The sequence below is a fragment of the Pararobbsia alpina genome, from assembly GCF_965118125.1.
GTDB lineage: Bacteria > Pseudomonadota > Gammaproteobacteria > Burkholderiales > Burkholderiaceae > Pararobbsia > Pararobbsia alpina_A.
Window position 1 is genome coordinate 324,340 of record NZ_OZ221287.1, and the last position, 23,779, is coordinate 348,118.

Consider the following 23,779-nt stretch of genomic DNA (forward strand, 5'->3'; position numbering starts at 1 on the left):
AGCGTCATCCCCAAGCCGGAGGCGCTCATGAAGTGGCCGACGCCGCGCACGTTCGCGGCCGTGGTGTGCGCAGCGATGTCGTGTTTCGCCGTGTCGGCGGCACACGCCCAGGCTTCGACGCCGCTGGTGCACTGGCAGCTCGAAGTCGTCGAGAACGGTGTAACGGTCGACACGTTCAAGGCCGATACACCGCTCGAACAAACCCAGACCCAGACTCGCGAACACGATGCCGTGCACGCCGTGGGATGTGCGCAGGTTCCTCAGGCACGCGCTTCGCTGACACGTACGATTGCAGTGACCCCGTCATCGGCCGACGATCACGGCGTGAGCTTCGTCATCGACGCCACCGAAACGCTCGAAGACCCGGCATCGCAGCAGACCAAAGAGGGCTGCACGCTGCCGCCGCAACCCCGGGTGGTGCACGCGACGCATCCCGCGCTCGTGGTCGGCAAGACGGGCTGGACCGACTGGACGGTGGTCGCACACGACCCGACGCTCGTGTACCGCTTGCAGGCGTCGATCGAAAGACCGCCGACAGCTGACACGGCTTCGTCGCCCGCGTCCGTGCCCGATGCACCGGGTGCGCCGGGTGCACACGGGGCTTCCGATTCGATGGTGTCTCCAAAATAGCGCTCGATCTGCCGGCTGCGCATGCGAAATCCCGACGATACGAATTTTTTCCCCCACGACGAATTTCTTGCCGTCAGCTGGAACCTGCACAAGGGCAGGACGCCGTTGGGTCTGCAGGCATTCAACGAGATGCGCGACTGGATCCGCACCGTTGGCGCTGACGCGTATTTTCTTCAGGAAGCCATGGCGAGGCGTCTGCCGCTTGCGTCGTCATCGAGCCGTTTCGGCGAGGCGATGTCGGGGATTCCGCCGGACCTCTGGGATTGCCAGGCGACCGAGATTGCAACCTCGCTACGGTTGCAGCTCGCGCTCGGGCAGAACGTGTTCAAGCCCTCGTGGCGGCATGGCAATGCGATTCTGTCGCCCCACCCGCTCGATCTCGGCGGCCGGTGGGATATCTCCGCGCACCGTTTCGAGCGGCGCGGGCTGCTGGTCGCACGTGTGAATTTCCAGGGCGTCGATGTGCATCTGCTCTGCGCGCATCTTGCGTTGACGCGTGCGGCGCGGCTGCGGCAGATGACGTGGATTGCACACTGGATCGAACGCGACGCGCCAAAGGGGCCGCTCGTGCTCGCGGGCGACTTCAACGACTGGAAAAACGACTCGGTGCCGTTGTTCGGCGCGCTCGGCATGTCGGAAGTCGCGACTGCGCTCGGGCGGCCGGGGCGGACCTTCCCCGCGTTCTCACCGACGCTCGCGCTCGACAAGATGTTCGTGCGGGGCTTTACGCCCGTCGACTGGCTCGAGCCCGATCGGCGAACCGCGTGGCTGTCGGATCATCTGCCGTATATGGCTCGGCTCAAGCTCGCGTAGTGACGGGGGCGCTCAGGCCGCCGTGCCGTCGCGCTGCTGAACCGGCGTCATATTGCGCGGCGTACCGTGCGATCCGCGTTCAGCGATGGCCTGCTCGATCTCGTTGAACGACACGGGTTTGACAAAGTGGATATCAAACCCCGCCTCATGCGAGCGCTGGCGGTCGCTGGCCTGACCGTAGCCGGTCAGGGCGATCAGCAGCGCACCGGCCGTCGTTTCGCGTTCGCGCATGGCGCGCGCGATCTGATAGCCATCCATGCCCGGCAATCCGATATCGAGAATCACGACTTCAGGCGTCCATTGTCCTGCCATCTCGAGCGCGGTCATGCCGTCATGAGCGACATGCACGTCGTGACCGAGTGTTTCGAGCAGCAACGACATGGCCGACGCGGCGTCGACGCTATCGTCGACGAGCAGCACGCGGCGTGCAGACACGGCATCTTCCACAGCATTGTCCTTCTGAACAGGGACCTCGCTGACGCTCGCCACGCGGCGCGGCCAGGTCGCGGTAAATTCACTGCCGTGCCCGATGCCCGCGGAGCGCGCATCGAGCCGGCCACCATGCAGCTCGACGAGACGTTTCGCGAGCGGGAGTCCGATGCCCAGTCCACCCTCCGAACGTTCGAGCGAGCTTTCCGACTGGACGAACAACTCGAAGATATGCGGCAGCATCGAGGCGTCGATACCGATACCGTTATCGGTGATGCGGATCGCGATCGTATCGGGTCGTGCTTCGGCCGACAGCGTGATGGTGCCGCCTTCGGGCGTGTATTTTGACGCATTCGACAACAGGTTGCCGATGACCTGCGCGACGCGCACCGCATCGCCCATCAGGATCACCGGTTCCTCGACCGATACGACACGCAGGGTGTGATGCTTGCGGTCGATCATCGGGTGCACCGTCTCGATGGCGGCCGAGATCGCTGCCGCGAGATCGACCGGCTCGTGGCGCAGTGTGATCTTGCCCTGCGTGATGCGCGATACGTCAAGCAGATCGTCGACGAGCCGGCTCAGGTGGGTGACCTGGCGCGACACAATCATGCGCGCTTCATCGAGCGCTTCGCGTGAGAGTGCATTGCGCGGATCCATGATCTCGACGGCATTGCGGATCGGCGCGAGCGGATTGCGCAGCTCGTGGGCGAGCATCGCGAGAAACTGGTCCTTGCGGCGGTCGGCTTCGCGCAGCAGCAATTCACTGGTCTTGCGCTCGGTGATATCGGTCACGATGCCCGCGAGCCGGTACGGCCGGCCGGTGGCGTCGGGCACCGGAAACGCACGCTCGCGCACCCAGCGCAGCGAACCGTCGGGACGTTCGACGCGGTACTCCTGCTCATACCGTTCACCCCGGCGCAACGCTTGCGCGGCCTCGGCGATCCGCGGCGCATCATCGGGACACACGCCTTCGGACCAGTGCGTGATGCCGCGTGCACTCGGCACCGGTTCGCGACCCCAGAGGGTTCGATAAGCCGGACTGATATAGAGCAGGGTGTCGTGCGCGGGATCGAGCATCCAGAACACGTCGTCGACATTGTCGGCGAGCTGCCGGAAGCGCTCTTCGCTTTCGCGCAGCGCGCTCTCGGCATTGCGCAGGCGCAGCAGTGCGCGGACGTTCGCGATCAGTTCGGCGGGCTCGATCGGTTCGGTCAGATAGCTGTCAGCGCCACCGTCGAGCGCGCGCACCTTGTCGACCGTGTGAACGGCTGCTGCGGAGGTCTGCAATACGACCGTGGTGGCGGTCTGCGGGTCGAGCTTGATCTGGCGGCAGACATCGAGTCCGTTGATATCGGGCAGCTTGACGTCGAGCAGGACGAGGTCGGGCGAGTCGGCGCGGACTTTTTCGAGCGCGCTCGCACCGGTTGCGGCTTCGATGACTTCGAAACCCGCGCGTGAAAGTACGCGCGATTTTGCATAACGCGCGCCGTCGTTATCGTCGACGTTGAGAATCAGCGCGTGGGATTCCGGCGTCATGGATGGTCTCCGTTGTGCGGCGAAGTGGACCACGGCACCTCGGCGCGCGTGCTCACCGGCCCGGCAGCCGGGGCATCCGGCGGTGCCGCGCGCGCTGAATCGCGTGCCGCGGCCCCCGCCCATGCGCCCGCGTCGGGCCCTTCGGAGGCGTCGGCAGTCATGCGGTCGAGGGTTGTGACTAGCACGTCGCGGGCCAGGGGCTTGATGAAGTACGCATCGGCGCCGAGCGCGCGTCCCTTGCGCGGGTCGTCGACCTCGCTTGCGACGATCAGCGGAATGGCGCGCCGCTCGGGCGACGACTTGATCGCGGCAAGCCAGTGCCAGCTGTCTTCGCCCGCAAGCAGGATATCGAGCACGATGGCGGCGGGTTTCAGCCGGTCGAGCACCTGGGTCGCATCGTGAAGCGCACGGACCATGATCGGCTGGTAATGCGTCGCGCGCAAATACCCTTCGTAAATGACCTGCACCTGCGGCTCGTCTTCGACGATCAGAATGGGGAGCTTGCCGTCGTCGAGCCGCAGCGCATCGATATCGAACTCGCTTTGTCCCGGCCGCACGTAGTCGCGCGGCACGATCGCCGAGAAGACCGACCCGGCGCCCGGCGTGCTTTGCAGCGTGATGCGCCCGCCCAGCAGATTGCAGAGCTTGGTGCACAGCGGCAGGCCCAGGCCGGTGCCCTTCACTCGCTGCTGCAGCGGGTTCTCGATCTGCCCGAATTCTTCGAAGATCCGTTGCTGATCGGCCTCGGCGATCCCGATACCGGTATCGGCGACCGAAAAAATCACATGACACGCATCGGCATCGAGCCGGGCGCTCACACGCACTTCGCCGCGCTCGGTGAACTTGAGCGCGTTCGACACGAAATTCCGGATGATCTGCGCGACCTTGGCTTCGTCGGTGCGCAGCTCGGGCAGCGCGCCCGCATCCTCGAACACGAGGTCCACGGAATTGCCGACGAGCAGCGGGCGCAGCATGCCGCGCAGCGCCGAGAACAGCGACGCGACTTCGAACGGCGCCGGATGAATCTCGATCTTGCCGGCTTCGATCTTGGCGAGGTCGAGCAGGTCGTTGACGATCTCCGAGAGGTCTTCAGCGGCCTTTCGAATAAAAGTCACCTGACGTTCCTGCTCGGCGCCCAGGTCGCCGTCGACGCGATCGAGCAGCAGATTCGATAGTGCACGGATCGAACTCAGCGGCGTACGGAACTCGTGGCTCATGTTCGACAGGAAGCGCGACTTCATTTCGTCGGCGCGCCGCAGATGGTCGGCACGCTCGTCGAGTTCCGCATAGAGGGCGACGACGCCGCGATTGGTGTCCTCGAGTTCCTGCGTGAGCTGCGTCAGCTCGATCTGGCGGTCGCGCAGGTCGGCCAGCGCGGCGATCAGCTCGCGGTTCTGTTGCTGGACTTCCCCGAACGACCCGCCGGGCGCATGCGCCGCGAGCGTGGCACTGAGCTGACCGACAAGTTCGGGCGTGACGAGCGGCGCGGTGTCGGGCAGCAGCTTCTTGAGCGTGACGGTGGTGCCTTCGCCGCGAACGGATTCGATATTGCACTGATCCATCAGCCGTCGCGAGCCCACGATGCCGATGCCCATGCCCGTCTTCGAGCGATAACGGCCGGCGAGCAGCGCATCGAGGTCCTCGATGCCCGGGCCCTTGTCGCTGACACGGATCAGCAGCAACTGGGGACGCGTATCCCCTTCGATTTCGAAATCGACGCGGCCATTGCGCGCGTACTCGAACGCGTTGCGTGCGATTTCGGACACGGCCGTCGCGACGCGCGTCTGGTCGATCGGCGTGCAGCCGAGTTCACGCGCGATATCGCGCGAGCGTTGCCGCGCTGCGACGACGGCCTGTTCGTCGTCGATCGCCATGGACAGGATTCGCAATCGCATCTCGATTCACCTTGATCAGCGCGGACCTGGATCCGGTCGATGTCTGACACAGGGCCGGACACCCGCCGGGTTCCGCACGGGCTTAACTGTTGGGCGCCTTGACCACAACGACGGTCGCGTCGTCTCGCCGCCGCGAGTAATCGCGGTAGAGCATGGCGGCAATCAGCGACGCGCTGTGATTGGCGAGGCCCGGATACTGTTCGATCTGCCAGCGCGTCGCGACGCCGTCGGAATGCATGACGAGCATCGCATGGCGCGACCACGGCGACTCGAACTCCTGGATCTTGCGTACGGTGTGCCCGACGATGCCATTGTGCGACACCAGCTGACGCGCACGTGCGTGGCCGGTGGCCACGGACATCGCGTCGTCGTCGGCGCCATGCACCGATGCGCTGATGTTGCCGACGCCGGCGAATGTCACGCGGTTGGTCTCGAAGTCGATGCGTGCGACCGCCGCGGCCGCGCCTCGCGTCGGCCTCAGTGCATCGTGCATGCGCTCGATCAGCTCACCTGGAGCGCGTCCGCGGTGGGACTGAACGACGCCGACGCCGGCCACCGCGGCACGGTGCGCATCGGGGCCATGACCGAGGCCGTCGATGACGAGCAGGGTTAGCCCGCGCGCATCGGCAATCACGGTCCACGCATCGCCGCAAACTTCTTCTCCGGGATACGGCACGCCGACACCGCCCATATCGACCGTGTCGGGGCCGCTCGCGCGCTGCAGGGCGCCGGTCCCCTGCTGCACATAGGCCCGAATCGCCGTGCCGCTGCCGGGCTGGGAGTAGATCGCAAAGTCGTTCGCAAGACGGCGCATCGCGCCAAGTCCGTTGCCTGGCGTGCCGGCCGACGACATGCCGTCGGCGAACGCGGCATGAAGGTCATGAATGCCGGGGCCGTTGTCGAGCGCGATCACTTCGATGCCGCCTTGAGCCGCGGGTGTGCCGTTACGGGATGCCGATGCCTGTGCCGATGCTTGTCCTGATGCCTGTCCAGGTGCCGGTGCCGGTGCAACTGCGATACCGGATGGCGTGTCACCAGGCGCGGACGCAGCGTTTGTGCACAGCTCCCGCACGAGTATCTCGCCGTGACTCGCGTGCTTCAGGATATTGGTGGCCGCCTCCGTCACGATCAGCGCGACGCGACCCGCGTCCGTCTCGTTCAGGCCGATGCGGCGTGCGGCATCGACCGCGCCTCGACGCGCAAAGGCGACGCTGCTGGCGTCGGCGATGGCGAAAGCCGCGTGATCGGACGGTACATTGTTCAAAACAGCTTCCATTTGGTCACCGTGACCGTCGTGCCCTGGCCCGGTGCCGACACGATCTCGAACTCGTCGCACAGGCGCTTGGCGCCGCCGAGTCCGAGGCCCAGGCCGCCGCCGGTGGTGAAACCGTCCTGTAATGCGCGGTCGAGATCTGCAATACCCGGACCATGATCGGTGAACACGAGCCGGATGCCTTTTTTCGTGCCGCTCGCGAGGATGTCGACGCGCACGTCGCCGCCGCCGCCGTAGCGCAGCGTGTTGCGCGCGAGCTCGCTGGCGGCCGTCACGAACTTGGTCTGCTCGACGAGCGAGAAGCCCTGTGCAATCGCCTGCTCACGCAGGGCCTGGCGCAGGCGCACGATTTCTTCGTCGGAGCGCAGTCCGCACATCGACTGCGAGCGAATCTCAATCGCGCCGTCAGGGTGGCTGTTCATCATGAGCACGGGGTCGACTCGCTCATATCAGTCGAGAACTTCGCGCAACAGGTCCATGCCGCGCTCGACATTGAGCGCGGTACGCACACCCGATAGCGTGAGACCGAGTTCGACGAGGGTGATCGCCACAGACGGCTGCATGCCGACGACGACGGTCTGCGCGTCGAGCACGCGCGCCATCGCAGCAGTGTTGCCGATCATGCGCCCGATAAACGAGTCGACCACGTCGAGCGACGAGATGTCGATCAGCACGCCGTTCGCGCGATCCTGAACGATGCGTGCGGTCAGGTCCTCCTGAAGCGTCATCGCGAGCCGGTCGTGCATGTCGACCTGGATCGTCACGATCAGGAATCGGCCCATCCGCAGAATCGGGATACGGTCCATGGCGTTTTACAGAAGATCGGGTGAAGACGAACCGTCGCCGGCCGCCGCGCTGGAGGGCAGCGGCTTGCCCAGGCGCTTGAGCGCGACGATGAACGCGTCGGCGAGCGTGGCCTTCGTGATGACGTTGCTCAGGTTTACGCCGAGGTGGACGATGGTCTGCGCGATCTGCGGACGGATGCCGCTGATGATGCAGTCGGCGCCCATCAGCCGTGCAGCGGCCACGGTCTTCAGCAGATGCTGGGCGACGAGCGTGTCGACGGTCGGTACGCCGGTGATATCGATGATCGCGATCGATGCGCCGGTATCGACGATCTTCTGCAGCAGGCTTTCCATCACGACCTGCGTGCGCGACGAGTCGAGGGTGCCGATCAGCGGCAGTGCGAGGATGTCCTGCCAGAGCTGGACAACGGGGGTCGACAGTTCGAGCAGCTCTTGCTGCTGGCGCGCGATGATCTGCTCACGACTGCGCGAATAGACCTCCATCGTGTACAGGCCGAAGTTATCAAGCAGCAGGCTGATGGCCCACGTGATCGCGGCCAGTTCGGCGGGATCGGTCACGGCCGCGCGCACCTGTGTAAACATCGGCTGCTTCAGGGAGAAGACGAAGGTCGCCGTCTCACCCGGGGTAAAGCCCTGACGTGCGCGTTGCGCCGAGACGTCGGCAAGGTAGTTGCGCACCGGGTTCCACGTGTCGCGATCCGACTCCAGCGAGTCCGACGTCGCGAGCGCGTTGAGGAACACGTCGAGGAAATTCGAGAACTGGCTGCGCATCTCGACGTCGCTGGTCAGGCCGCGGCGCGACGAAAGCGCAAGCTGCTGACCTATCCACGCGGTGAGCACTTCTTCCTTGCGCGACGCAAGAATCTGGGCAAGACGGGTGCCGTCCAATGCATTCATAAATGTTTTCCTTCGGTCGGGCGGGGTGCGACGCCGCGCTACGCGATACGGCGGAATCGTTGATCGATGTCGGTGCCTTCGGCGGGCTGGACAGCGTGCCCGGGCGGGAGGCGTCGTGCACTCTAGCACGCAGGCTTTGACGTGCATGGTGTACTGACCCGCTTTTTTATGTTTTCGCCGAATTCTTTAAGTATCAATGAATTACGTGCGATAACGCACGGTCAGGATGACCGGGTGCTTTCGATGATTTTCAGTCGTGTAAGCAAATATTCCCGATAAAAACGGGCGCGTGTTATATGGGTCAGGCAGGGTTTGAATCGCCGTTTTTATTCGAGCCGATGGCACGGCCCGTCGACCCATGACGAAACCAGGATGAAACCCGACGACTGCCTGCGTGAATCGGTGTTTCCGCAAGCTTATTAATAATAATTTTTGGGCTGAAACCCTTACGGGGCTTGCGCTAAGCGTAAATCCCGAGGCCTGAACGCATTGGCGTTCAGAAATATTAATGCTAACTTCGCCGCGCCTGCCTGTGATTTGGTCGGGATGTATATCGAACCAGACGATGAAAAAAACCACTCAACGCCGGCCAACCATGACCGACATCGCGAAAGCGGTCGGCGTCTCGCAATCGACCGTTTCGCTCGTGCTCAATGACGCGGCCGGGGCGAAGTTTTCCGAGGCCACGCGCGCCAAGGTGCACGAGGCCGCCCATGCGCTCGGCTATCGCCTGACGGGCCGTGCGCCGGCGTCGGCGCCGGTTGCGCACAGCCCGCGCAACCTGATCGTGTACCTCGCCGACGAAATCTCGACGAGCCCGCACCCGGTCGTGAATATCGACGGGGCACGCGACGCTGCCTGGGAGCGCGGCTATCTGCTGACGGTCTACTCGACCCATGGCAATGCCGAGATCGAAGCGCAGGTGCTGCGCTCCGTGCTCGCGCTGCCCAATCTGCTCGGTGTGATCTACGCGACTGTCTATACGCGCAAGGTCAATGTGCCCGAAGCGCTCGGCGACGTGCAGACCGTGCTGCTCAACTGTTACACCTCCGATCACTCTTACTCGTCGGTGCTGCCGGCCGAAGTGATCGGCGGCCACGCGGCAACCGAGCATCTGCTGGCGCAAGGGCACCGGCGCATCGGCTATATCAACGGCGAACCCTGGCAGGACGCAGCCAAGGACCGCCTCAAAGGCTATCGGCAGGCGCTGGCAACCGCCGGCGTGCCGTTCGACGAAGCGCTGACGCGCGACGGCGACTGGAGCTCGGGCCTGGGTTTCGAGCAGACGCTTTCGCTGATGCGCGAGCCGAGTCCGCCGACGGCCATCTTCTGCGCGAACGACCTGACGGCAATCGGTGCGATCGAGGCGCTCAAGCAGCTCGGTCTGCGCGTGCCGGAAGACGTCTCCGTCATGGGCTACGACGACCAGGAAATCGCCCGGCATACGCATCCGCCCTTGTCGACGGTGCTGCTGCCGAACTACGAACTGGGTCGCTGGGCTGTGGAGGCGTTGCTCCAGGAGCACGAAAACCATGAAGCCGGCGCGCCGCTGCGCAAACGCGTGGTCAAGCTCGACGGCCCGCTGATCGAACGTGCATCGGTGGCCGGCCCGGCCGCCGATGCACCGGCCGAACCCGTGTCGGCCGCTTCTCCCGTTTCTGACACACCCTCACCCCGCGCAGCGTCTGCCACGCCGCGGTCCTCGTCATCCGGAACCCGCGCGAGCGGTGCGCGCCGGCGTACAAGCAAGGAGGCTTCCTGATCCATTAGTAATTATTAGCGATTGACGATTCATAAACGCGATGGAACAATCGCCGGGCGCCTGAGCCTGACACGCTGTCGCGAACGGAAGGCAAGACCAGAAAGACCAAAGCAAGTCCAAAGAAGGAACGAGAGTTCCGGACTCACGCAACACGATTGGCGCTTCGACAAAAAACCCTGGAGGAAGACAATGTTGCACAACGCTCGCTGGACCCGTCCCCTGATTGCCTCGATGATCGCGCTCGCGTGCGCGGCCGCTGCCGGCTCCGCGTCGGCAGACGACGCAGCGCTGCCGAAACTCGCGCAGAAAAAACCGCTGAAGGTCGGCTTTGCCCAGACCGAAAGCAACAACCCGTGGCGTCTCGCTGAAACCAAGTCGTTCAAGGACGTCGCCGCGAAGTGCGGCTGGCAGATGGTCATGACCGACGCCAACAGCTCGGCCGCCAAGCAAGTCTCCGATATCCGCAGCATGATCGCCCAGAAGGTCGATCTGCTCGTGTTCCCGCCGCGTGAAGAAAAGCCGCTCGCGCCGGTGATTCTCGAAGCGAAGAAGGCCGGCATTCCGGTGATCCTCGTCGACCGTAACGTCGATCAGTCGCTCGCCGTCGCCGGCAAGGACTACGTCACGTTCATCGGCTCCGACTTCATCGACCAGGGCAAGCGCGCCGCTGACTGGCTGATCAAGGCGACCAACGGCAACGCGAAGATCATCGAGCTCGAAGGCTCGACGGGCGCGTCGGCTGCGAACGACCGCAAGAAGGGTTTCGACGACGAGATCTCGTCGCACTCGGGCATGCAGATCATCGCGTCGCAATCGGGTGACTTTGCACGCGACAAGGGCCGCCAGGTCATGGAAACGCTGCTGCAGTCGCATCCGGAAGTCACGGCTGTGTACGCGCACAACGATGAAATGGCGCTCGGCGCGATCGCCGCGATCAAGGCAGCGGGCAAGGTGCCGGGCAAGGACATCACGCTTGTGTCGATCGACGGCACGAAGGGCGCGCTCGAAGCCATCAAGGCCGGCGAACTCGGCGCCGACGTGCAGTCCTCGCCGTTCTTCGGCCCGATCTCGTGCGAGACCGCGCAGAAGTACGCGAAGGGCGAAACGATCCCGACGTGGATCAAGGTGTCGGACAAGTTCTACGACAAGTCCAACGTCGACGCGAGCATGAAGGACGGCTACTGATCGGCACAGTGCCCGGATCGAAAGACCGGGCACTGACCGGACAGATGGACGGACCGGACGCCGGCCTCGCGCGATGCGCCTGGCCGGCGTTGCTCTGAAAGGGCCGCGATCATCGCGGCAGAACCCAGAATTCGGGAAGCGGGTCACGCACATCGTGGGTGAACACGCTGCAAGGAGGGACAGCCGGTGGCAGACATCACACAAGCGCCCCCGCTCCTGCAGATGCAGGACATCAACAAGTCGTTCGGTGGCGTCGCGGCGCTGCGCAATGCGAGCCTGTCGGTCGTGGCCGGCGAGGTTCACGCGCTGATCGGGCAGAACGGCGCGGGCAAGTCGACGATGATCAAGATCCTGACCGGCGCGTATCGACGCGATTCGGGCCTGATCGCGTTCGGCGGCCACGAGGTCGATTTCACCTCGCCGCAAGCCGCACGGGACGGCGGCATCAGCACGATCTACCAGGAAATCAACCTGGTCCCGCTGCGCTCGATTGCCGAAAACATTTTCCTGGGCCGTGAGCCGCGACGCTTCGGCCTCATCGACTGGCGCTCGGTTCACGAGCAGGCCAACGCCCTGCTGACCTCGTTCGGCTTGTCGATTGACGTGCGCAAGCCCGTGGGCCAGTTCTCGACCGCGATCCAGCAGATGGTGGCACTCGCGCGCGCCGTCTCGGCGGATGCGCGCATGGTCATCATGGACGAGTCGACGTCGTCGCTCGACGAGCGCGAGGTCGAGCTGCTGTTCACGGTGGTGCGCCGACTGCGCGACGATGGCCGTGCGGTGATCTTCGTCTCGCACCGGCTCGACGAGCTCTATGCGGTCTGCGACCGGGTGACGATCATGCGCGACGGCCAGACGGTGGCCGCCGCGGCGATGAAGGACATGGACAAGCTTCAGCTTGTGACGACCATGCTCGGGCGCAGCCTCGCTGCCGTCGTCCAGCATCCGGCGTCGGCGCAAGCGAAGAACGATGGCGGCACACTCGGCGAAGTGCGCCTCGATGCGCAGAGCCTGCAGGCCGCGCCGCGCGTCAACGACGTGTCGGTGCAGGTGCATGCGGGCGAGGCCGTCGGGCTCGCGGGCCTGCTTGGCGCAGGCCGGACCGAGGCGATGCGCCTGATGTTCGGAGCCGATCCGCTGGCGGGCGGCGCACTCACGCTGAACGGCGAGGCGGTGTCGCTGAAGTCGCCGCGCGACGCGATCCGGCGCGGCATGGCCATGCTGACCGAGGACCGCAAGGCCGAAGGCATCGTGCCCGAGCTGTCCGTGCGCGAAAACATGACGCTCGTCTGCTTGCCGACGCTCGTCAAACGCGGTGTCGTCGACCGCGCGCAGCAGAAGGCGCTGGTCGACCGCTTCATTGCCTCGCTCGGCATCAAGCTGCGCGATGCCGAGCAGCCGATACGCGAACTGTCGGGGGGCAATCAGCAAAAGGTGCTGCTCGCGCGCTGGCTGGCCGCCAATCCCAAACTGCTGCTGCTCGACGAGCCGACACGCGGGATCGACGTCGGCGCGAAGGCCGAAATTGCGCGCATCATCCGGGAGCTGCGCAATTCGGGCATGGCACTGCTGCTCACCGCGTCTGAACTCGAAGAGCTGGTTGCAGTGGCCGATCGCGCCGTCGTGATCCGCGACGGCCGCAGCGTGGCGGAGCTTGCGGGCGAGAAGCTCACGGAAGCCTCGATCATGGATGCGATCGCGTATGGCGCCGGCGGGACGAGCGCGCTCGCTCAGGCCGCGCAGACGGTCACTGAGATCGACATTCCCGGGGAGCACCCATGAAGTCTTTGCCCATCACGCAGGGAGCACCCATGAAGTTCCGTTTGCCCGTGACGCGAGAGGTCGTGGTGCTGCTGCTCCTGCTCGTGTTCAATCTGCTGTTCACGAAGCACTTCTGGTCGCTGCAGACCTTCAACGTCAACATGACGCAGGTCGTGACGATCGTCATTGTCGGCATCGGTATGACGCTCGTCGTCGCGACCGGCGGCATCGACTTGTCGGTCGGCGCGTCCATGGCGATTGCCGGGACGATTGCACCGCTGATCTTCCTCAATATCGATGGGCCGCTGGGCATTGCACTCGCGTTCGTCGCCTCGATTGCCGCCGCGACACTGTTCGGGGTCTTCAACGGACTCCTTGTGACACGGCTGCGCGTGCAGCCGATTGTCGGAACACTGGTGTTGTTCATTGCGGGCCGCGGCATCGCGCAGGTCATCGTCGACGGCAACCTGCAGGTGTTCAACAACGATGCGTTCCAGTGGATCGCGCTCGGCAAGGTCGCGGGCGTGCCCGTTCAGGTTCTGCTGATGCTAATCCTTGTCGGGCTGTTTATCTGGATCGTGCGCAAGACCCTGTTCGGCCAGTATCTGCTCGTGACGGGCGGCAATGAACGCGCGGCATTCGTGAGCGGCGTGCCGACACGACGCGTGAAGATGATTGCCTACACCGTGTGCGGTGCGCTGGCGGGTCTGGCCGGGCTGATCTCGATCGGCATCAACTCGTCGGCCGATCCGAACGTGACCGGCCTGGGCATCGAGCTCGATGCGATCGCGGCGGTGGCCGTCGGCGGCAACTCGCTGATGGGCGGCAAGGCCTGGATCGGCGGCACGCTGCTCGGCGCGCTGATCATCCAGCTCGTGCGCTATTCGCTGCTGGCGCATGGCGTGCCCGATGCGGCCGCACTTGTCGTGAAGGCGGGCATCATCATCGCGGCGGTGTATATCCAGCGGCGCAACCGCGGGTGACGCACGCACGTTCAGACACGGAGACAGTTTGATGAAGAAGAATTACGTGATCCTGCTCGTGCTCGTCGCGCTCGTGGTGTTCGGCGCGATCCGGTACGACAACTTCATTTCGGCCTATAACGTGACGTCGTTCTGGCGTTACAACTCGATGTTCGCGCTGATCTCGATCGGCATGTGCTTCGTGATCATCACCGGCGGGATCGATCTGTCGGTCGGCACCGTGGCCGCGATGGCGAGCGTCGTGTCGGCGCTCGTGAGCCCGCATGGCGCCACGCTCGCCGTGATCGCCGGGGCCGCTTCGGGGCTCATCGTCGGCGTCGTCAACGGCCTGATCATCACGCGGCTCAATATCCTGCCGTTCATCACGACGCTGGCCACGAGTCTGGCCGCACATGGCATTGCACTGCTGCTCGGGCATAACGACGCGGTGGCGATCTCGGCCGAGTCGGGCTTTGCGGTGTTCGGCCAGGGCGATTTTCTGGGCTTGCCGATTCCCGCGTGGGTGTCGCTGATTGCATTCGCGATCGCATTGGTCGCGCTCGGCTACAGCCGCTTCGGGCGCCACGCGCTTGCGGCAGGCGGCAGTGAAGAGGCGGCGCGCCTCATGGGGCTCAATATCGACCGGCTGCTTATCGTCGTGTACGCCGTGTCGGGTCTGCTCGCCGGTCTGGCCGGCGTCATCCTGGCCTCGCAGTTCGGCGCGGGACAACCGAACGAAGGGCTGGGCTGGGAGCTGTTCGCGATTTCTGCCGTCGTGCTGGGCGGCACGCTGCTCACCGGCGGCGAAGGCTCGATTGCGATGACCATTGCGGGTGTCGTGCTGCTGGGGCTCGTTTTCAATATGCTGAACTTTGAAAACGGCATGGGCTTCATCAGCCTGTCAGCGTATTGGCAATCCGTGATCCGCGGGGTGTTCCTGCTGGTCGTGATCATTCTGCAGGCGCGCGCGCTCAAGAAAGGTCCGTTGCCGAAGGATGCTTCGACCGGGCAGGCCGCTCCGACGGCGTCGGCCGGAAAGCGCTGAGTCCGTTCAACGCGACCGGGGTCGGAAAACGCTGAATCAGGTTCGGGCTTGACTGATACTTGGCATCGGCGGGAACGCTCGCTCCTTGCTGCCGCTCGTATCCCGTTCGCGGACACACGGACGGGAGCGGCAGATGGCAGCAAGGCATTGGCAGCATTGGCAGGGCGCGGCACGTGCCGCAGCGGTGATGGCGGGGCTCGCTGCGATCCCCGTCGAGGGCCATACCCAGGCAGGCGATGACGTGACGATGCCTCGCGTGTTGCCGGACGGGCTGACGTCGGGCAAGCCGCGCCCATCGTTCGATCCCGCGCAGCGCAACATCAGCGACCCGCCAGCATTGACGCCCCGGCGCGATCCGACGCCACCTGCGCCTCGCGCCGGGACGGAGCGGGCGCCCGATCCGTCGCGCAAGACGTTTGTCGTGCCGCCTTCGAAGCGCGATCCCGACCGCCCGGAACTGCCTGGGCAACTCCTGACGCGGCCCATGTCGCTCTACGAAAGCTGGTCACCCGCCGAGCGGTTCGGCTACCTGTCCGGCTATCCCGTGACCGTGCCGTCGAGCAAGTCGTTCGAGCCCTGGCGTCCCGCGGATCGGCGGGACGATACCGCGGAAGACGCTTATGCCGAGCGCCTGCGGCGACGCGTGACGCCGGCCGCTGTTCCGCACACGCATGCACCGTCCGTCGACGCGTCGACGGGTGCGGAGGAACCCGACTGATCCCGAACGCGTCCCGAACGACGTCAGACTGTCCCGAATTGTTGGTAAAGTGAGCGGAACTTTGCCGGCGTGACGCATACGCCGCCGCGGGCTCACCTGACGAACACTTCACCGATGACATCGTTCGAGATCTTCGAGTTGGGCGATCACGCACTGGTTGCGACAGCCCTCGGCTCCGTCTCGTTTGAAACGCAGCAACGCATCTGGCAGCTTGCCGATGTGGCGCGCGGCTGGCCCGAGGTCGAAGAAGCGATCCCCGGCATGAACAACCTCACGCTCGTGTTCGATCCGCTGTCGACGCCGATCGACGCGCTGCGCAGAAAGCTTGAGCGCCTGTACACGCCGGTCGGGCCGGATGCGAAACCGGCGGCGGACGCGGGGGCGAAACCGGAGACGGGCACAGAGGCGGATGCGGAGACCAACCCGGAGACGGGCGCGGAGACCGACGCGGAGGCGGGTCCTGAGGCGGATGCAGAGGCGGACGCCGGGATAGAAGCATCGGCGGATGCAGCGGCAGAAGCAGTGGAAGATACGGACCAGGACGGCGATGCCGTGATGGCCGTCGCGCCCCCACCGCTGGGCCGTCTCGTCGAGATCCCGGTTCACTACGGCGGCTCCGACGGTCCGGATATCGACGCCGTCGCCAAACACACCGGCCTGAGCGTCGACGCGCTGATCGAGCGCCATTCGACGGCCGAGTACACGGTGTACTTCCTCGGATTTCAACCGGGCTTCGCGTATCTAGGCGGGCTCGATCCCGCGCTGGCGACACCGCGCCGCAAGGACCCTCGGGTGACCGTGCCTGCAGGCTCGGTCGGCATCGGCGGGGAGCAGACCGGCGTGTATCCGACCGCGTCGCCCGGAGGATGGCAGTTGATCGGCCGCACGAGCGCCGTGCTGTTCGACCCGAGCCGCGATCCGCCTTCATTGCTCGAGCCGGGTGACCGCGTGCGCTTCGTGCCCGCCGGAGGTGCGCGATGATCGACGTGATCAAGGCGGGCGTGCTGACCTCCGTTCAGGATCTCGGCCGCCGCGGCCACCGCCATCTCGGCGTGGCGTTGGCGGGGGCGATGGACTCACTGTCGTTCGAGATTGCAAACCGCCTCGTCGGCAATGCGCCCGACGCCGCGGCCCTCGAAATCACGATGGGCCCCGTCGTGCTTCGATTTACGCGTGCGACGCGCGTTGCCATCACGGGCACCGATTTCAATGCCTCGCTCGACGAGACGCATGTATCGTCGTGGTGGAGCCTGCCCGTCGAGGCAGGTCAATGCCTGACGCTGCGCGGCGCACGGCGCGGCATGCGTGCGTATGTGGCAGTCGCGGGCGGCATCGACGTTCAGCCTGTGCTCGGCTCGCGAAGCACCGATCTCAAGGCGGGCTTCGGCGGTCTCGGCGGGCGGGCGCTGCGTGACGGCGATCGTCTCCCGTTCGGCCCCGTTCCCGCCTATGGCAAGCGCAGTGTGTTCGCGCCCGATGCACCGACGTTCGGCGTGAAGGCGCCGGCGTGGAGCAAATTCGCCGAAATCGATTACCCGCATCTGCCGCCCCACTACGATGGCAAGGTCCCGATCGGACCGACGATCGCGGTGCGCGTGCTGCGCGGTCACGAATATGGCGAGTTTGGCGATGCCTCCCAGGAAGCGCTGTGGACGCACGACTGGATGATCACGCCGAACAGCAACCGGGTCGGCTACCGGCTCGACGGCCCACCGCTCGAGCGCACGACTCACGCCGACCTGCGTTCTCACGCCGTGTTGCCCGGCACGATCCAGGTGCCGCCGAACGGCAAGCCGATCGTGCTGCTTGCCGACGCGCAGACGACGGGCGGCTATCCGAAGATTGGCGTCGTCATCAGCGCCGACCTGTGGCGTCTCGGGCAGGCACGGCTCGGCAGCTCGATCCGGTTTGTCGAATGCTCGCGTGACGAAGCGATCGAGGCCTTGCGCGCGACGCAGCGCTATCTGACCCAGGTCGCCTCCGCTCTCGAGATGAAGCAACAGGCGCTGGCATCGCAGCCGGCATGAGGCGTATGCTCGGTGACCCCCGCTTAACCATTCGGGCGATTCCATGATGCAGATTGATTTGAACGCCGACCTTGGCGAGGGCTGCGACAGCGACGAAGCGCTGCTCGACCTCGTGAGTTCGGCCAATATCGCGTGCGGCTGGCATGCGGGCGGCGCCGACATCATGCGTGCGAGCGTGTCGGCAGCCATCGCGCGCGGTGTGGCGGTCGGCGCGCACCCGAGCTTCAACGACCCGGCAAACTTCGGCCGCACGGAAATGGATTTGCCGCCGAACGAGGTCTACGCGGGCGTGCTGTATCAACTGGGCGCGTTATCGGCCTTTGCGAAAGCCGCGGGCGGCCGTGTCGCGCATCTGAAGCCGCATGGCGCGATGTACAACCAGGCGGCACGGAATGCGGCGATGGCCGATGCGATCGTCGCCGCCGTGCGCGACTTCGATCCGTCGATCGCGGTGTTCGGGCTCGCCAACGCTGAACTGGTCGCCGCCGCGAAGCGCGCTGGCCTGGTCGCGGTTGAAGAAGCCTTTGCCGACCGCGGCTATCGTGACGACGGCTCGCTCGTGCCGCGCAGCCAGCCGGGCGCGTTGCTCGACGACGAAGACGCGGTGCTCGAGCGCACAATCGGGATGATTCGCGAGCGCCGGGTACAAGCCGTCAGTGGACAGTGGGTGCCACTCAATGCCCAGACGATCTGCCTGCATGGCGACGGTCCGCACGCGCTCGCCTTCGCGCGCCGAATCCGCGAACGGCTCGACAGCGAAGGGATTGAAGTGGGCGCGACGCCTAGCCCGGTTGCACGGTAAACCCGTTCTCGCGGAGCTTCGCAAGCACGCCGCGCGGGCCGCCAAGGTGTAGCACGCCGACGGCGACGAACAAGGGCTTGTCGGGCAGCGACAGGTCGGCGATGCGGCGCGCGAAATGCCGGTTGCGCCGGTACAGGACCTTCTCGTCGAGCGCGTTCGACAGGTCCGGCGTCTGCGCGAGGCGCTGCGAACGCGCGGCGCTCCAGGCCGCCAGCTTGTCGGCATCGCCTTCGCGCCAGAGCGCATGGAGCTGCCGCATATCGGCAGCATTCTGCTGCGGCGTCTGCGCAAGGTCCTGCGCGAGCATCTCCCACTGCTCGGCCGGGCGCAGATTCGTGAACGCGCGCATCTGGTCGTTGAGCGTCTCGAGCCCGACGATCGGGTACTTCGCATAAATGTTTTCGAGCTGCGCCTCGGTGCCGTACTCGGTCTGCAGCCCGGATGCGAGCGAGTCATAAGTCTCGATCAGCAATGCGGCGAGCCATGGCCGCATCTTCTGGATCTCGTCGAGCGCTTCGGGGTTGTCGCGCAAACGCCACTGCAATCGCTTCCACAGCGCATCGGGCAGCTGCTTCGACAGGCAGGCGTTCGGGCACACGCCGTAACGCGTGACGTCGTTCTGGGACACGACGAGGTCGTCGGGAGACAGCTCGAACGCGAGCAGCGACGCGTGCTTGAGCGCGTCGAGGATCGCGGGCCGGAAAGGCAGGTTCGGCGGATAGTCGGCCGGCATGGCGGCGTGCATCGTGCCGAGGATATAGACCGTCCGGTTATTGGCTTTGCGTGCGATATAGAACGGCAGGTGCGGCGGAATTTGCGCCGCGGTGACCGGGCCGTTGGACGTGGCGGGCGGCGCGGCCTGCGCCTCGGCAAGTGGCCAGAGTGATACGACGATCGCCATGACCGTGACGCAGGCGGACATCCAGTGCCGCAGCGCGCGTCGGCGCGCGCCCGGCGACGCGTTCAGGCGCATCGCCTGGAACGCATCCGCCGCGACGTCCGCGGTTGCGTTCGGCGCCTGTGAGCCCGCTTGCGCGAACCCTTCAATCCCGGAGGAAAGCTGCCACACGTGTGCTTGCACCGATTGCCTGCGCCTCACGCTCGGCGATGGTGACAGCGTCACGACCGCGCGATTGTCCTGGTTGCCCTATTCCTCCGTCTCCTCCGCGCGGTGACACGCGACACTTCGGCCATCCACGTCGCGCAGCAACGGCTTTTCGACGCGGCACCGCTCGACGGCCATCGGGCAGCGTGGATGGAAGCTGCAGCCGGACGGGGGATTCAACGGCGAAGGCAGCTCACCCGAGAGTCTAACTTGGAGGCGGCGCTCTGACGCACGTAATGCGGGGGTTGCGGAAAGCAATGATCGCGTGTAGGGGTGCCGCGGGCGGGCCAGCACACGCCGTTTGTCGCCGATTTCCGCGACGCCGCCGAAGTACATGACGAGCACATCGTCGGCGACATGTTCGACGACGGCCAGGTTATGCGAGATAAAGACGAAGCTGACCTGGTACTGCTGCTGGAGGTCCATGAACAGATTGAGGATCTGCGCCTGGATCGATACGTCGAGCGCGGACACCGGCTCGTCGGCGACGACGATCTGCGGCTCGACGATCATGGCGCGCGCGATCGCAATGCGTTGGCGCTGTCCGCCGGAGAACATGTGCGGGTAGCGGCGCGCGTGTTCGGGCCGCAGGCCCACCACGCGCATGGCTTCGGCTACGCGTGCCGCGCGTTCGCGTCTGCCGAGCGACGTGTTGATGGCCAAAGGTTCGTCGAGCGTCTGCGCGACCGTCTTGCGCGGGTTGAGCGAGGCGAACGGATTCTGAAACACCATCTGGACACGCCGGCGCAGCTCGGCGGGCACATCGTTGCCGAAGCGCGTCACACGCTCGCCGCCGATGGACAGCGCGCCCGCGCTCGGCGTCTCGATCATCGTCAGCTGACGCGCAAGTGTCGACTTGCCGCTGCCCGACTCGCCGACCACGGCGAGCGTGCGTCCATGGCCCAGCGAAAACGAAACGCCATTGAGCGCATTGACGGTCGCATGGCCGAACAGGCCACGTCGCACGGTGTAGTGCTTGCTCAGATCGTCCGCGACCAGTACCGGTGACGCGCTGTCATCCGACGCGGCCCGCCCCATGCTCAGGGCCGCCGGGTTCGCAGGGTCCGCCGGGTTCGCCGGGTCAGTGTCCCCGAGCGTGGGTTCCACACGATCCAGGGTCATGTCGAAGCTCCGTCCGTCGCGCCGATATTGAGCGGCTTGATGCAGCGAACCATCGCGAGGTTCTCCGGCAACGGAGCCCATGGGTCCTCGGCGTTCGTTGCGTCACGCGAGACATCCACGCGCGTCAGCGCCGGGCGCGCTGCCGCACAGGCATCGACCGCGTACGCACAGCGTGGCTCGAACAGACAGCCGAGCGGACGATCGTCGCGGCCCGGGACCACACCAGGCAGCGCAGCGAGTCGCGACGCACCCGGGTTGTTCTCGGGGATCGCCTGCAACAGCGCGTGCGTGTACGGATGATGCGGTACCTCGAAGATGCCCGGCACCGTGTTTGTTTCGATGATTTCTCCGGCATACATGACGGCCACGCGCTGCGCGACCTCCGAGACGACGGCGAGGTCGTGGGAGATCAGCACGAGCGCCATCCCGCGATCCTTCTGCAACGTGAGGAGCAGCCGCATGATCTGCGCCTGGATCGTCACGTCGAGCGCGGTCGTCGGCTCGTCGGCGATCAGCAGCTTCGGGTCACAGGCGATGGCCATCGCGATCATCACGCGCTGGTTCATGCCGCCGGACAGCTGATGCGGATACGCGTCGATGCGCGCCTTCGCATCGGGGATTTCAACCTGATCGAACAGCTCGATCACGCGCTTGCGCAATGCGGCGCCGCGCAGCCCTTGATGCCGCCTGAGCACCTCGGCGACCTGGAAGCCGACCGTGTAGCTCGGATTCAGGCTCGTCAGCGCGTCCTGAAACACCATCGACATGTCCTTGCCGATGATGCGACGCCGTTCGCGCGCGCTGGCCTTCAGCAAGTCGATGCCGTCGAACAGGATCTCGTCTGCGTCGACCTCGCCCGGTGCATCGATCAGGCCCATCAGCGCAAGCATCGTGACGCTCTTGCCCGAGCCGGATTCGCCGACGACGCCGAGCACCTCGCCCGGCGCAACCGCAAGCGTGACCGATTCGACGGCGGCAAGGCCATCGAAGTCGACCGAGAGATTGCGGATGCTCAGCAACGATTTCATCGGCGCTTGCGCGCCGGGCGGATTCGCCGGTTCTCGAAATCCAATCATTTAACGGACCCGCTTGAGTTTCGGATCGAGCGCATCGCGCAGGCCGTCGCCGAACACATTGATCGCGAGCACCGAGATCAGGATGGCCAGGCCCGGCATCGTGACGATCCACCATGCGCTGTCGATATAGTCGCGTGCCGATGCGAGCATCGCACCCCATTCGGCGTACGGCGGTTGCACGCCGAGCCCGAGGAAACCGAGCGCGGCGGCGTCGAGAATCGCCGACGAAAACCCGAGCGTCGCCTGCACGATCAATGGCGCCGTGCAATTGGGCAGCACCTGCGAAAACATCAGGCGCAGCCGGCCCGCGCCGGCGACGCGCGACGCGGTCACATAGTCCTTCTCTAGCTCGCCCAGCGCAGAGGCACGGGTCAGCCGCACATATCCGGGCAGCGCGGTGATGGCGATTGCAAACATCGTATTGGTGAGACCCGGGCCGAGCACCGCGACAATCGCCACGGCGAGCAGCAGCGAGGGCAGTGCGAGCAACACGTCCATCACGCGCATGATGAATGCGTCGACGATCCCTGCCGAGAATGCCGCGACCAGACCCAGAACGACGCCCGGTATCAGGGCGAGCACGACGGACACGAGGCCGATCGTGAACGACACGCGCGCACCGGCGATCAGCCGCGACAGGATGTCGCGACCCGCTTCGTCGGTGCCGAGCAGAAACCGCGATTGCCCGCCGTCGAGCCACGAGGGCGGCGTCTTGATCGCATCGCGGAACTGTTCAATCGGACTGTGCGGCGCGATCCAGGGTGCGCTCAGCGCGACGAGTACGAGCAGCAAAAAGACGGTCCCCGCGAATACCGCGCCGCGATGCGCGGTGAATTGACGCCAGAATTCGCGGCCTGCGAGCAGGCCTTCGTCACCGGGAGGCGGGGTCAGCGTCGGGGTCGACATATCAGCCATCGTTCTACCTTGTGTGCCGGATACGCGGATTCAACACGCCGTAGAGCATGTCGACGCAGAAGTTGACGACGATCACGAGCAGCGCGATCAGCAGGATCGCGCCCTGCACGACGGGATAGTCGCGCCGGCCGACAGCATCGATCAGCCACTTGCCGATGCCGGGCCACGAGAAGGTCGTCTCGGTGAGCACCGCACCCGCAAGCAGCAGGCTGACCTGGAGGCCGATCGCGGTCACGACTGGAATCAACGCGTTGCGCAGCGCATGCACGACGATCACGCGCATCGGCGCGAGACCCTTGGCGCGCGCGGTGCGGATATAGTCTTCCCGCAGGACCTCGAGCATCGACGAGCGTGTCATGCGTGCGATGACGGCAAGCGGGATCGTGCCGAGCACGATCGTCGGCAGCACGAGATGGCTCAAGGCCGAGACAAAGGCGCCGGAATCGGTCGACAGCAGCGAATCGATCAGCATGAAGCCGGTGACGGGCGTCACGTCATATTCGACGGCGATGCGGCCGGTGACGGGTGTCCAGCCGAGCTTGACCGAGAAGAACATGATCAGCATCAGGCCCCACCAGTAGATCGGCATCGAATAGCCCGCGAGCGCGGTGCCGATGATGCCGTGATCGACCGCCGAGCCGCGGCGCAAGGCGGCGATCACACCGGCCGGCACGCCGACGATCAGCGCGAACAGTAACGCACACAGTGACAGTTCGACGGTGGCCGGGAAGCGCGCGAGAAACTCCTGCATGACACTCGTGCTCGATACGAGCGAAGTGCCGAGATCGCCATGCAGTGCATGCGTGACGTAGTGCAGGTACTGGACCGGCAACGGCGCATCGAGGCCGAGACGATGCAAGGCCTCGGCATGCGCGGCCGGCGAGATACCGCGCTCGCCCATCAGCACTTCGACGGGGTCACCGGGGATCAGGTGAATCAGGAGGAACACGAGCAGCGTGATGCCGATGAAGGTCGGCACCACGGTCAGCAGTCGTGTCAGAACAAAACGCACCATGG

Annotated in this window: 22 protein-coding genes; 11 read left to right on the plus strand and 11 right to left on the minus strand. The window is 65.3% G+C overall.

Features of this window, described 5'->3' with window-relative positions:
- The first annotated feature begins 27 nt into the window (after nucleotides 1-27).
- A complete protein-coding gene (locus ACMFWR_RS01340; protein WP_413193268.1) occupies nucleotides 28-630 on the plus strand; it encodes a hypothetical protein in 603 nt (200 codons plus the stop codon).
- A gap of 21 nt (nucleotides 631-651) precedes the next feature.
- On the plus strand, nucleotides 652-1,443 hold the full coding sequence (locus ACMFWR_RS01345; RefSeq protein WP_413193269.1) for an endonuclease/exonuclease/phosphatase family protein: 792 nt from the start codon (nucleotides 652-654) through the stop codon (nucleotides 1,441-1,443).
- 12 nt (nucleotides 1,444-1,455) lie between these two features.
- Here ACMFWR_RS01345 and ACMFWR_RS01350 read toward each other — a convergent pair whose 3' ends face one another.
- The 6 genes from ACMFWR_RS01350 to ACMFWR_RS01375 all read right to left on the minus strand — a co-directional run bounded on the left by ACMFWR_RS01350 (nucleotide 1,456) and on the right by ACMFWR_RS01375 (nucleotide 8,282).
- Nucleotides 1,456-3,411, minus strand: a complete 1,956-nt coding sequence (locus ACMFWR_RS01350; protein ID WP_413193270.1) for a response regulator — start codon at nucleotides 3,409-3,411, stop codon at nucleotides 1,456-1,458.
- On the minus strand, nucleotides 3,408-5,306 hold the full coding sequence (locus tag ACMFWR_RS01355; protein WP_413193271.1) for an ATP-binding protein: 1,899 nt from the start codon (nucleotides 5,304-5,306) through the stop codon (nucleotides 3,408-3,410). Before ACMFWR_RS01355 ends, ACMFWR_RS01350 begins: the two co-directional genes overlap by 4 nt.
- Nucleotides 5,307-5,388: 82 nt before the next feature.
- Nucleotides 5,389-6,582 carry an ATP-binding protein gene (locus tag ACMFWR_RS01360; RefSeq protein WP_413193272.1) on the minus strand — a complete coding sequence of 398 codons (1,194 nt, stop codon included), beginning with the start codon at nucleotides 6,580-6,582 and terminating at the stop codon, nucleotides 5,389-5,391.
- Nucleotides 6,567-7,001 (minus strand): anti-sigma regulatory factor, encoded by a 435-nt coding sequence (locus ACMFWR_RS01365; RefSeq protein WP_413194723.1) that lies wholly within the window; start codon nucleotides 6,999-7,001, stop codon nucleotides 6,567-6,569. Before ACMFWR_RS01365 ends, ACMFWR_RS01360 begins: the two co-directional genes overlap by 16 nt.
- 27 nt (nucleotides 7,002-7,028) lie before the next feature.
- Nucleotides 7,029-7,385, minus strand: coding sequence for an STAS domain-containing protein (locus ACMFWR_RS01370; protein WP_413193273.1), 357 nt, complete (start codon nucleotides 7,383-7,385; stop codon nucleotides 7,029-7,031).
- Between the two features lie 6 nt (nucleotides 7,386-7,391).
- Nucleotides 7,392-8,282 carry an STAS domain-containing protein gene (locus tag ACMFWR_RS01375; RefSeq protein WP_413193274.1) on the minus strand — a complete coding sequence of 297 codons (891 nt, stop codon included), beginning with the start codon at nucleotides 8,280-8,282 and terminating at the stop codon, nucleotides 7,392-7,394.
- A gap of 565 nt (nucleotides 8,283-8,847) precedes the next feature.
- Between ACMFWR_RS01375 and ACMFWR_RS01380 the strand changes: the two genes are divergently transcribed.
- The 9 genes from ACMFWR_RS01380 to pxpA all read left to right on the plus strand — a co-directional run bounded on the left by ACMFWR_RS01380 (nucleotide 8,848) and on the right by pxpA (nucleotide 18,544).
- Nucleotides 8,848-10,044: a LacI family DNA-binding transcriptional regulator gene (locus tag ACMFWR_RS01380; protein ID WP_413193275.1), complete on the plus strand. Its 1,197-nt coding sequence runs from the start codon at nucleotides 8,848-8,850 to the stop codon at nucleotides 10,042-10,044.
- A 189-nt stretch (nucleotides 10,045-10,233) separates the two neighbouring features.
- On the plus strand, nucleotides 10,234-11,229 hold the full coding sequence (locus tag ACMFWR_RS01385; RefSeq protein ID WP_413193276.1) for an ABC transporter substrate-binding protein: 996 nt from the start codon (nucleotides 10,234-10,236) through the stop codon (nucleotides 11,227-11,229).
- A 222-nt stretch (nucleotides 11,230-11,451) separates the two neighbouring features.
- Nucleotides 11,452-13,011 carry a sugar ABC transporter ATP-binding protein gene (locus tag ACMFWR_RS01390; RefSeq protein ID WP_413194724.1) on the plus strand — a complete coding sequence of 520 codons (1,560 nt, stop codon included), beginning with the start codon at nucleotides 11,452-11,454 and terminating at the stop codon, nucleotides 13,009-13,011.
- Nucleotides 13,008-13,973, plus strand: a complete 966-nt coding sequence (locus tag ACMFWR_RS01395) for an ABC transporter permease (protein ID WP_413193277.1) — start codon at nucleotides 13,008-13,010, stop codon at nucleotides 13,971-13,973. Before ACMFWR_RS01390 ends, ACMFWR_RS01395 begins: the two co-directional genes overlap by 4 nt.
- Nucleotides 13,974-14,004: 31 nt before the next feature.
- Nucleotides 14,005-14,997, plus strand: a complete 993-nt coding sequence (locus tag ACMFWR_RS01400) for an ABC transporter permease (RefSeq protein ID WP_413193278.1) — start codon at nucleotides 14,005-14,007, stop codon at nucleotides 14,995-14,997.
- A gap of 133 nt (nucleotides 14,998-15,130) precedes the next feature.
- Nucleotides 15,131-15,715, plus strand: coding sequence for a hypothetical protein (locus tag ACMFWR_RS01405; protein ID WP_413193279.1), 585 nt, complete (start codon nucleotides 15,131-15,133; stop codon nucleotides 15,713-15,715).
- A gap of 114 nt (nucleotides 15,716-15,829) precedes the next feature.
- Entirely contained in the window at nucleotides 15,830-16,696 is an 867-nt protein-coding gene (gene pxpB, locus ACMFWR_RS01410) for a 5-oxoprolinase subunit PxpB (protein WP_413193280.1), read from the plus strand.
- Entirely contained in the window at nucleotides 16,693-17,742 is a 1,050-nt protein-coding gene (locus ACMFWR_RS01415; protein WP_413193281.1) for a biotin-dependent carboxyltransferase family protein, read from the plus strand. The genes pxpB and ACMFWR_RS01415 overlap by 4 nt, the downstream gene beginning before the upstream one ends.
- 46 nt (nucleotides 17,743-17,788) lie before the next feature.
- Nucleotides 17,789-18,544: a 5-oxoprolinase subunit PxpA gene (gene pxpA, locus ACMFWR_RS01420; RefSeq protein WP_413194725.1), complete on the plus strand. Its 756-nt coding sequence runs from the start codon at nucleotides 17,789-17,791 to the stop codon at nucleotides 18,542-18,544.
- Here the strand turns inward: pxpA and ACMFWR_RS01425 are convergent.
- The 5 genes from ACMFWR_RS01425 to ACMFWR_RS01445 form a co-directional block, all read right to left on the minus strand.
- Complete coding sequence (locus ACMFWR_RS01425) at nucleotides 18,525-19,613, minus strand: TraB/GumN family protein (RefSeq protein ID WP_413193282.1); 1,089 nt, start codon at nucleotides 19,611-19,613, stop codon at nucleotides 18,525-18,527. The genes pxpA and ACMFWR_RS01425 overlap by 20 nt on opposite strands.
- Before the next feature lie 78 nt (nucleotides 19,614-19,691).
- Entirely contained in the window at nucleotides 19,692-20,687 is a 996-nt protein-coding gene (locus ACMFWR_RS01430) for a dipeptide ABC transporter ATP-binding protein (protein ID WP_413194726.1), read from the minus strand.
- An 80-nt stretch (nucleotides 20,688-20,767) separates the two neighbouring features.
- Nucleotides 20,768-21,799, minus strand: a complete 1,032-nt coding sequence (locus ACMFWR_RS01435) for an ABC transporter ATP-binding protein (protein ID WP_413194727.1) — start codon at nucleotides 21,797-21,799, stop codon at nucleotides 20,768-20,770.
- Nucleotides 21,800-21,847: 48 nt separating this feature from the next.
- Nucleotides 21,848-22,762, minus strand: a complete 915-nt coding sequence (locus ACMFWR_RS01440) for an ABC transporter permease subunit (protein WP_413193283.1) — start codon at nucleotides 22,760-22,762, stop codon at nucleotides 21,848-21,850.
- A 4-nt stretch (nucleotides 22,763-22,766) separates the two neighbouring features.
- Nucleotides 22,767-23,777, minus strand: a complete 1,011-nt coding sequence (locus ACMFWR_RS01445; protein ID WP_413193284.1) for an ABC transporter permease subunit — start codon at nucleotides 23,775-23,777, stop codon at nucleotides 22,767-22,769.
- Between the last annotated feature and the right edge of the window lie 2 nt (nucleotides 23,778-23,779).

Coding starts and splice junctions, on each gene's coding strand:
- ACMFWR_RS01340 (WP_413193268.1), top strand. CDS start 28: ATGAAGTGGCCGACGCCGCGCACGTTCGCGGCCGTGGTGTGCGCAGCG.
- ACMFWR_RS01345 (WP_413193269.1), top strand. CDS start 652: ATGCGAAATCCCGACGATACGAATTTTTTCCCCCACGACGAATTTCTT.
- ACMFWR_RS01350 (WP_413193270.1), bottom strand. CDS start 3,411: ATGACGCCGGAATCCCACGCGCTGATTCTCAACGTCGACGATAACGAC.
- ACMFWR_RS01355 (WP_413193271.1), bottom strand. CDS start 5,306: ATGCGATTGCGAATCCTGTCCATGGCGATCGACGACGAACAGGCCGTC.
- ACMFWR_RS01360 (WP_413193272.1), bottom strand. CDS start 6,582: ATGGAAGCTGTTTTGAACAATGTACCGTCCGATCACGCGGCTTTCGCC.
- ACMFWR_RS01365 (WP_413194723.1), bottom strand. CDS start 7,001: ATGAACAGCCACCCTGACGGCGCGATTGAGATTCGCTCGCAGTCGATG.
- ACMFWR_RS01370 (WP_413193273.1), bottom strand. CDS start 7,385: ATGGACCGTATCCCGATTCTGCGGATGGGCCGATTCCTGATCGTGACG.
- ACMFWR_RS01375 (WP_413193274.1), bottom strand. CDS start 8,282: ATGAATGCATTGGACGGCACCCGTCTTGCCCAGATTCTTGCGTCGCGC.
- ACMFWR_RS01380 (WP_413193275.1), top strand. CDS start 8,848: ATGAAAAAAACCACTCAACGCCGGCCAACCATGACCGACATCGCGAAA.
- ACMFWR_RS01385 (WP_413193276.1), top strand. CDS start 10,234: ATGTTGCACAACGCTCGCTGGACCCGTCCCCTGATTGCCTCGATGATC.
- ACMFWR_RS01390 (WP_413194724.1), top strand. CDS start 11,452: ATGCAGGACATCAACAAGTCGTTCGGTGGCGTCGCGGCGCTGCGCAAT.
- ACMFWR_RS01395 (WP_413193277.1), top strand. CDS start 13,008: ATGAAGTCTTTGCCCATCACGCAGGGAGCACCCATGAAGTTCCGTTTG.
- ACMFWR_RS01400 (WP_413193278.1), top strand. CDS start 14,005: ATGAAGAAGAATTACGTGATCCTGCTCGTGCTCGTCGCGCTCGTGGTG.
- ACMFWR_RS01405 (WP_413193279.1), top strand. CDS start 15,131: ATGGCAGCAAGGCATTGGCAGCATTGGCAGGGCGCGGCACGTGCCGCA.
- pxpB (WP_413193280.1), top strand. CDS start 15,830: ATGACATCGTTCGAGATCTTCGAGTTGGGCGATCACGCACTGGTTGCG.
- ACMFWR_RS01415 (WP_413193281.1), top strand. CDS start 16,693: ATGATCGACGTGATCAAGGCGGGCGTGCTGACCTCCGTTCAGGATCTC.
- pxpA (WP_413194725.1), top strand. CDS start 17,789: ATGCAGATTGATTTGAACGCCGACCTTGGCGAGGGCTGCGACAGCGAC.
- ACMFWR_RS01430 (WP_413194726.1), bottom strand. CDS start 20,687: ATGGGGCGGGCCGCGTCGGATGACAGCGCGTCACCGGTACTGGTCGCG.
- ACMFWR_RS01435 (WP_413194727.1), bottom strand. CDS start 21,799: ATGAAATCGTTGCTGAGCATCCGCAATCTCTCGGTCGACTTCGATGGC.
- ACMFWR_RS01440 (WP_413193283.1), bottom strand. CDS start 22,762: ATGGCTGATATGTCGACCCCGACGCTGACCCCGCCTCCCGGTGACGAA.
- ACMFWR_RS01445 (WP_413193284.1), bottom strand. CDS start 23,777: ATGGTGCGTTTTGTTCTGACACGACTGCTGACCGTGGTGCCGACCTTC.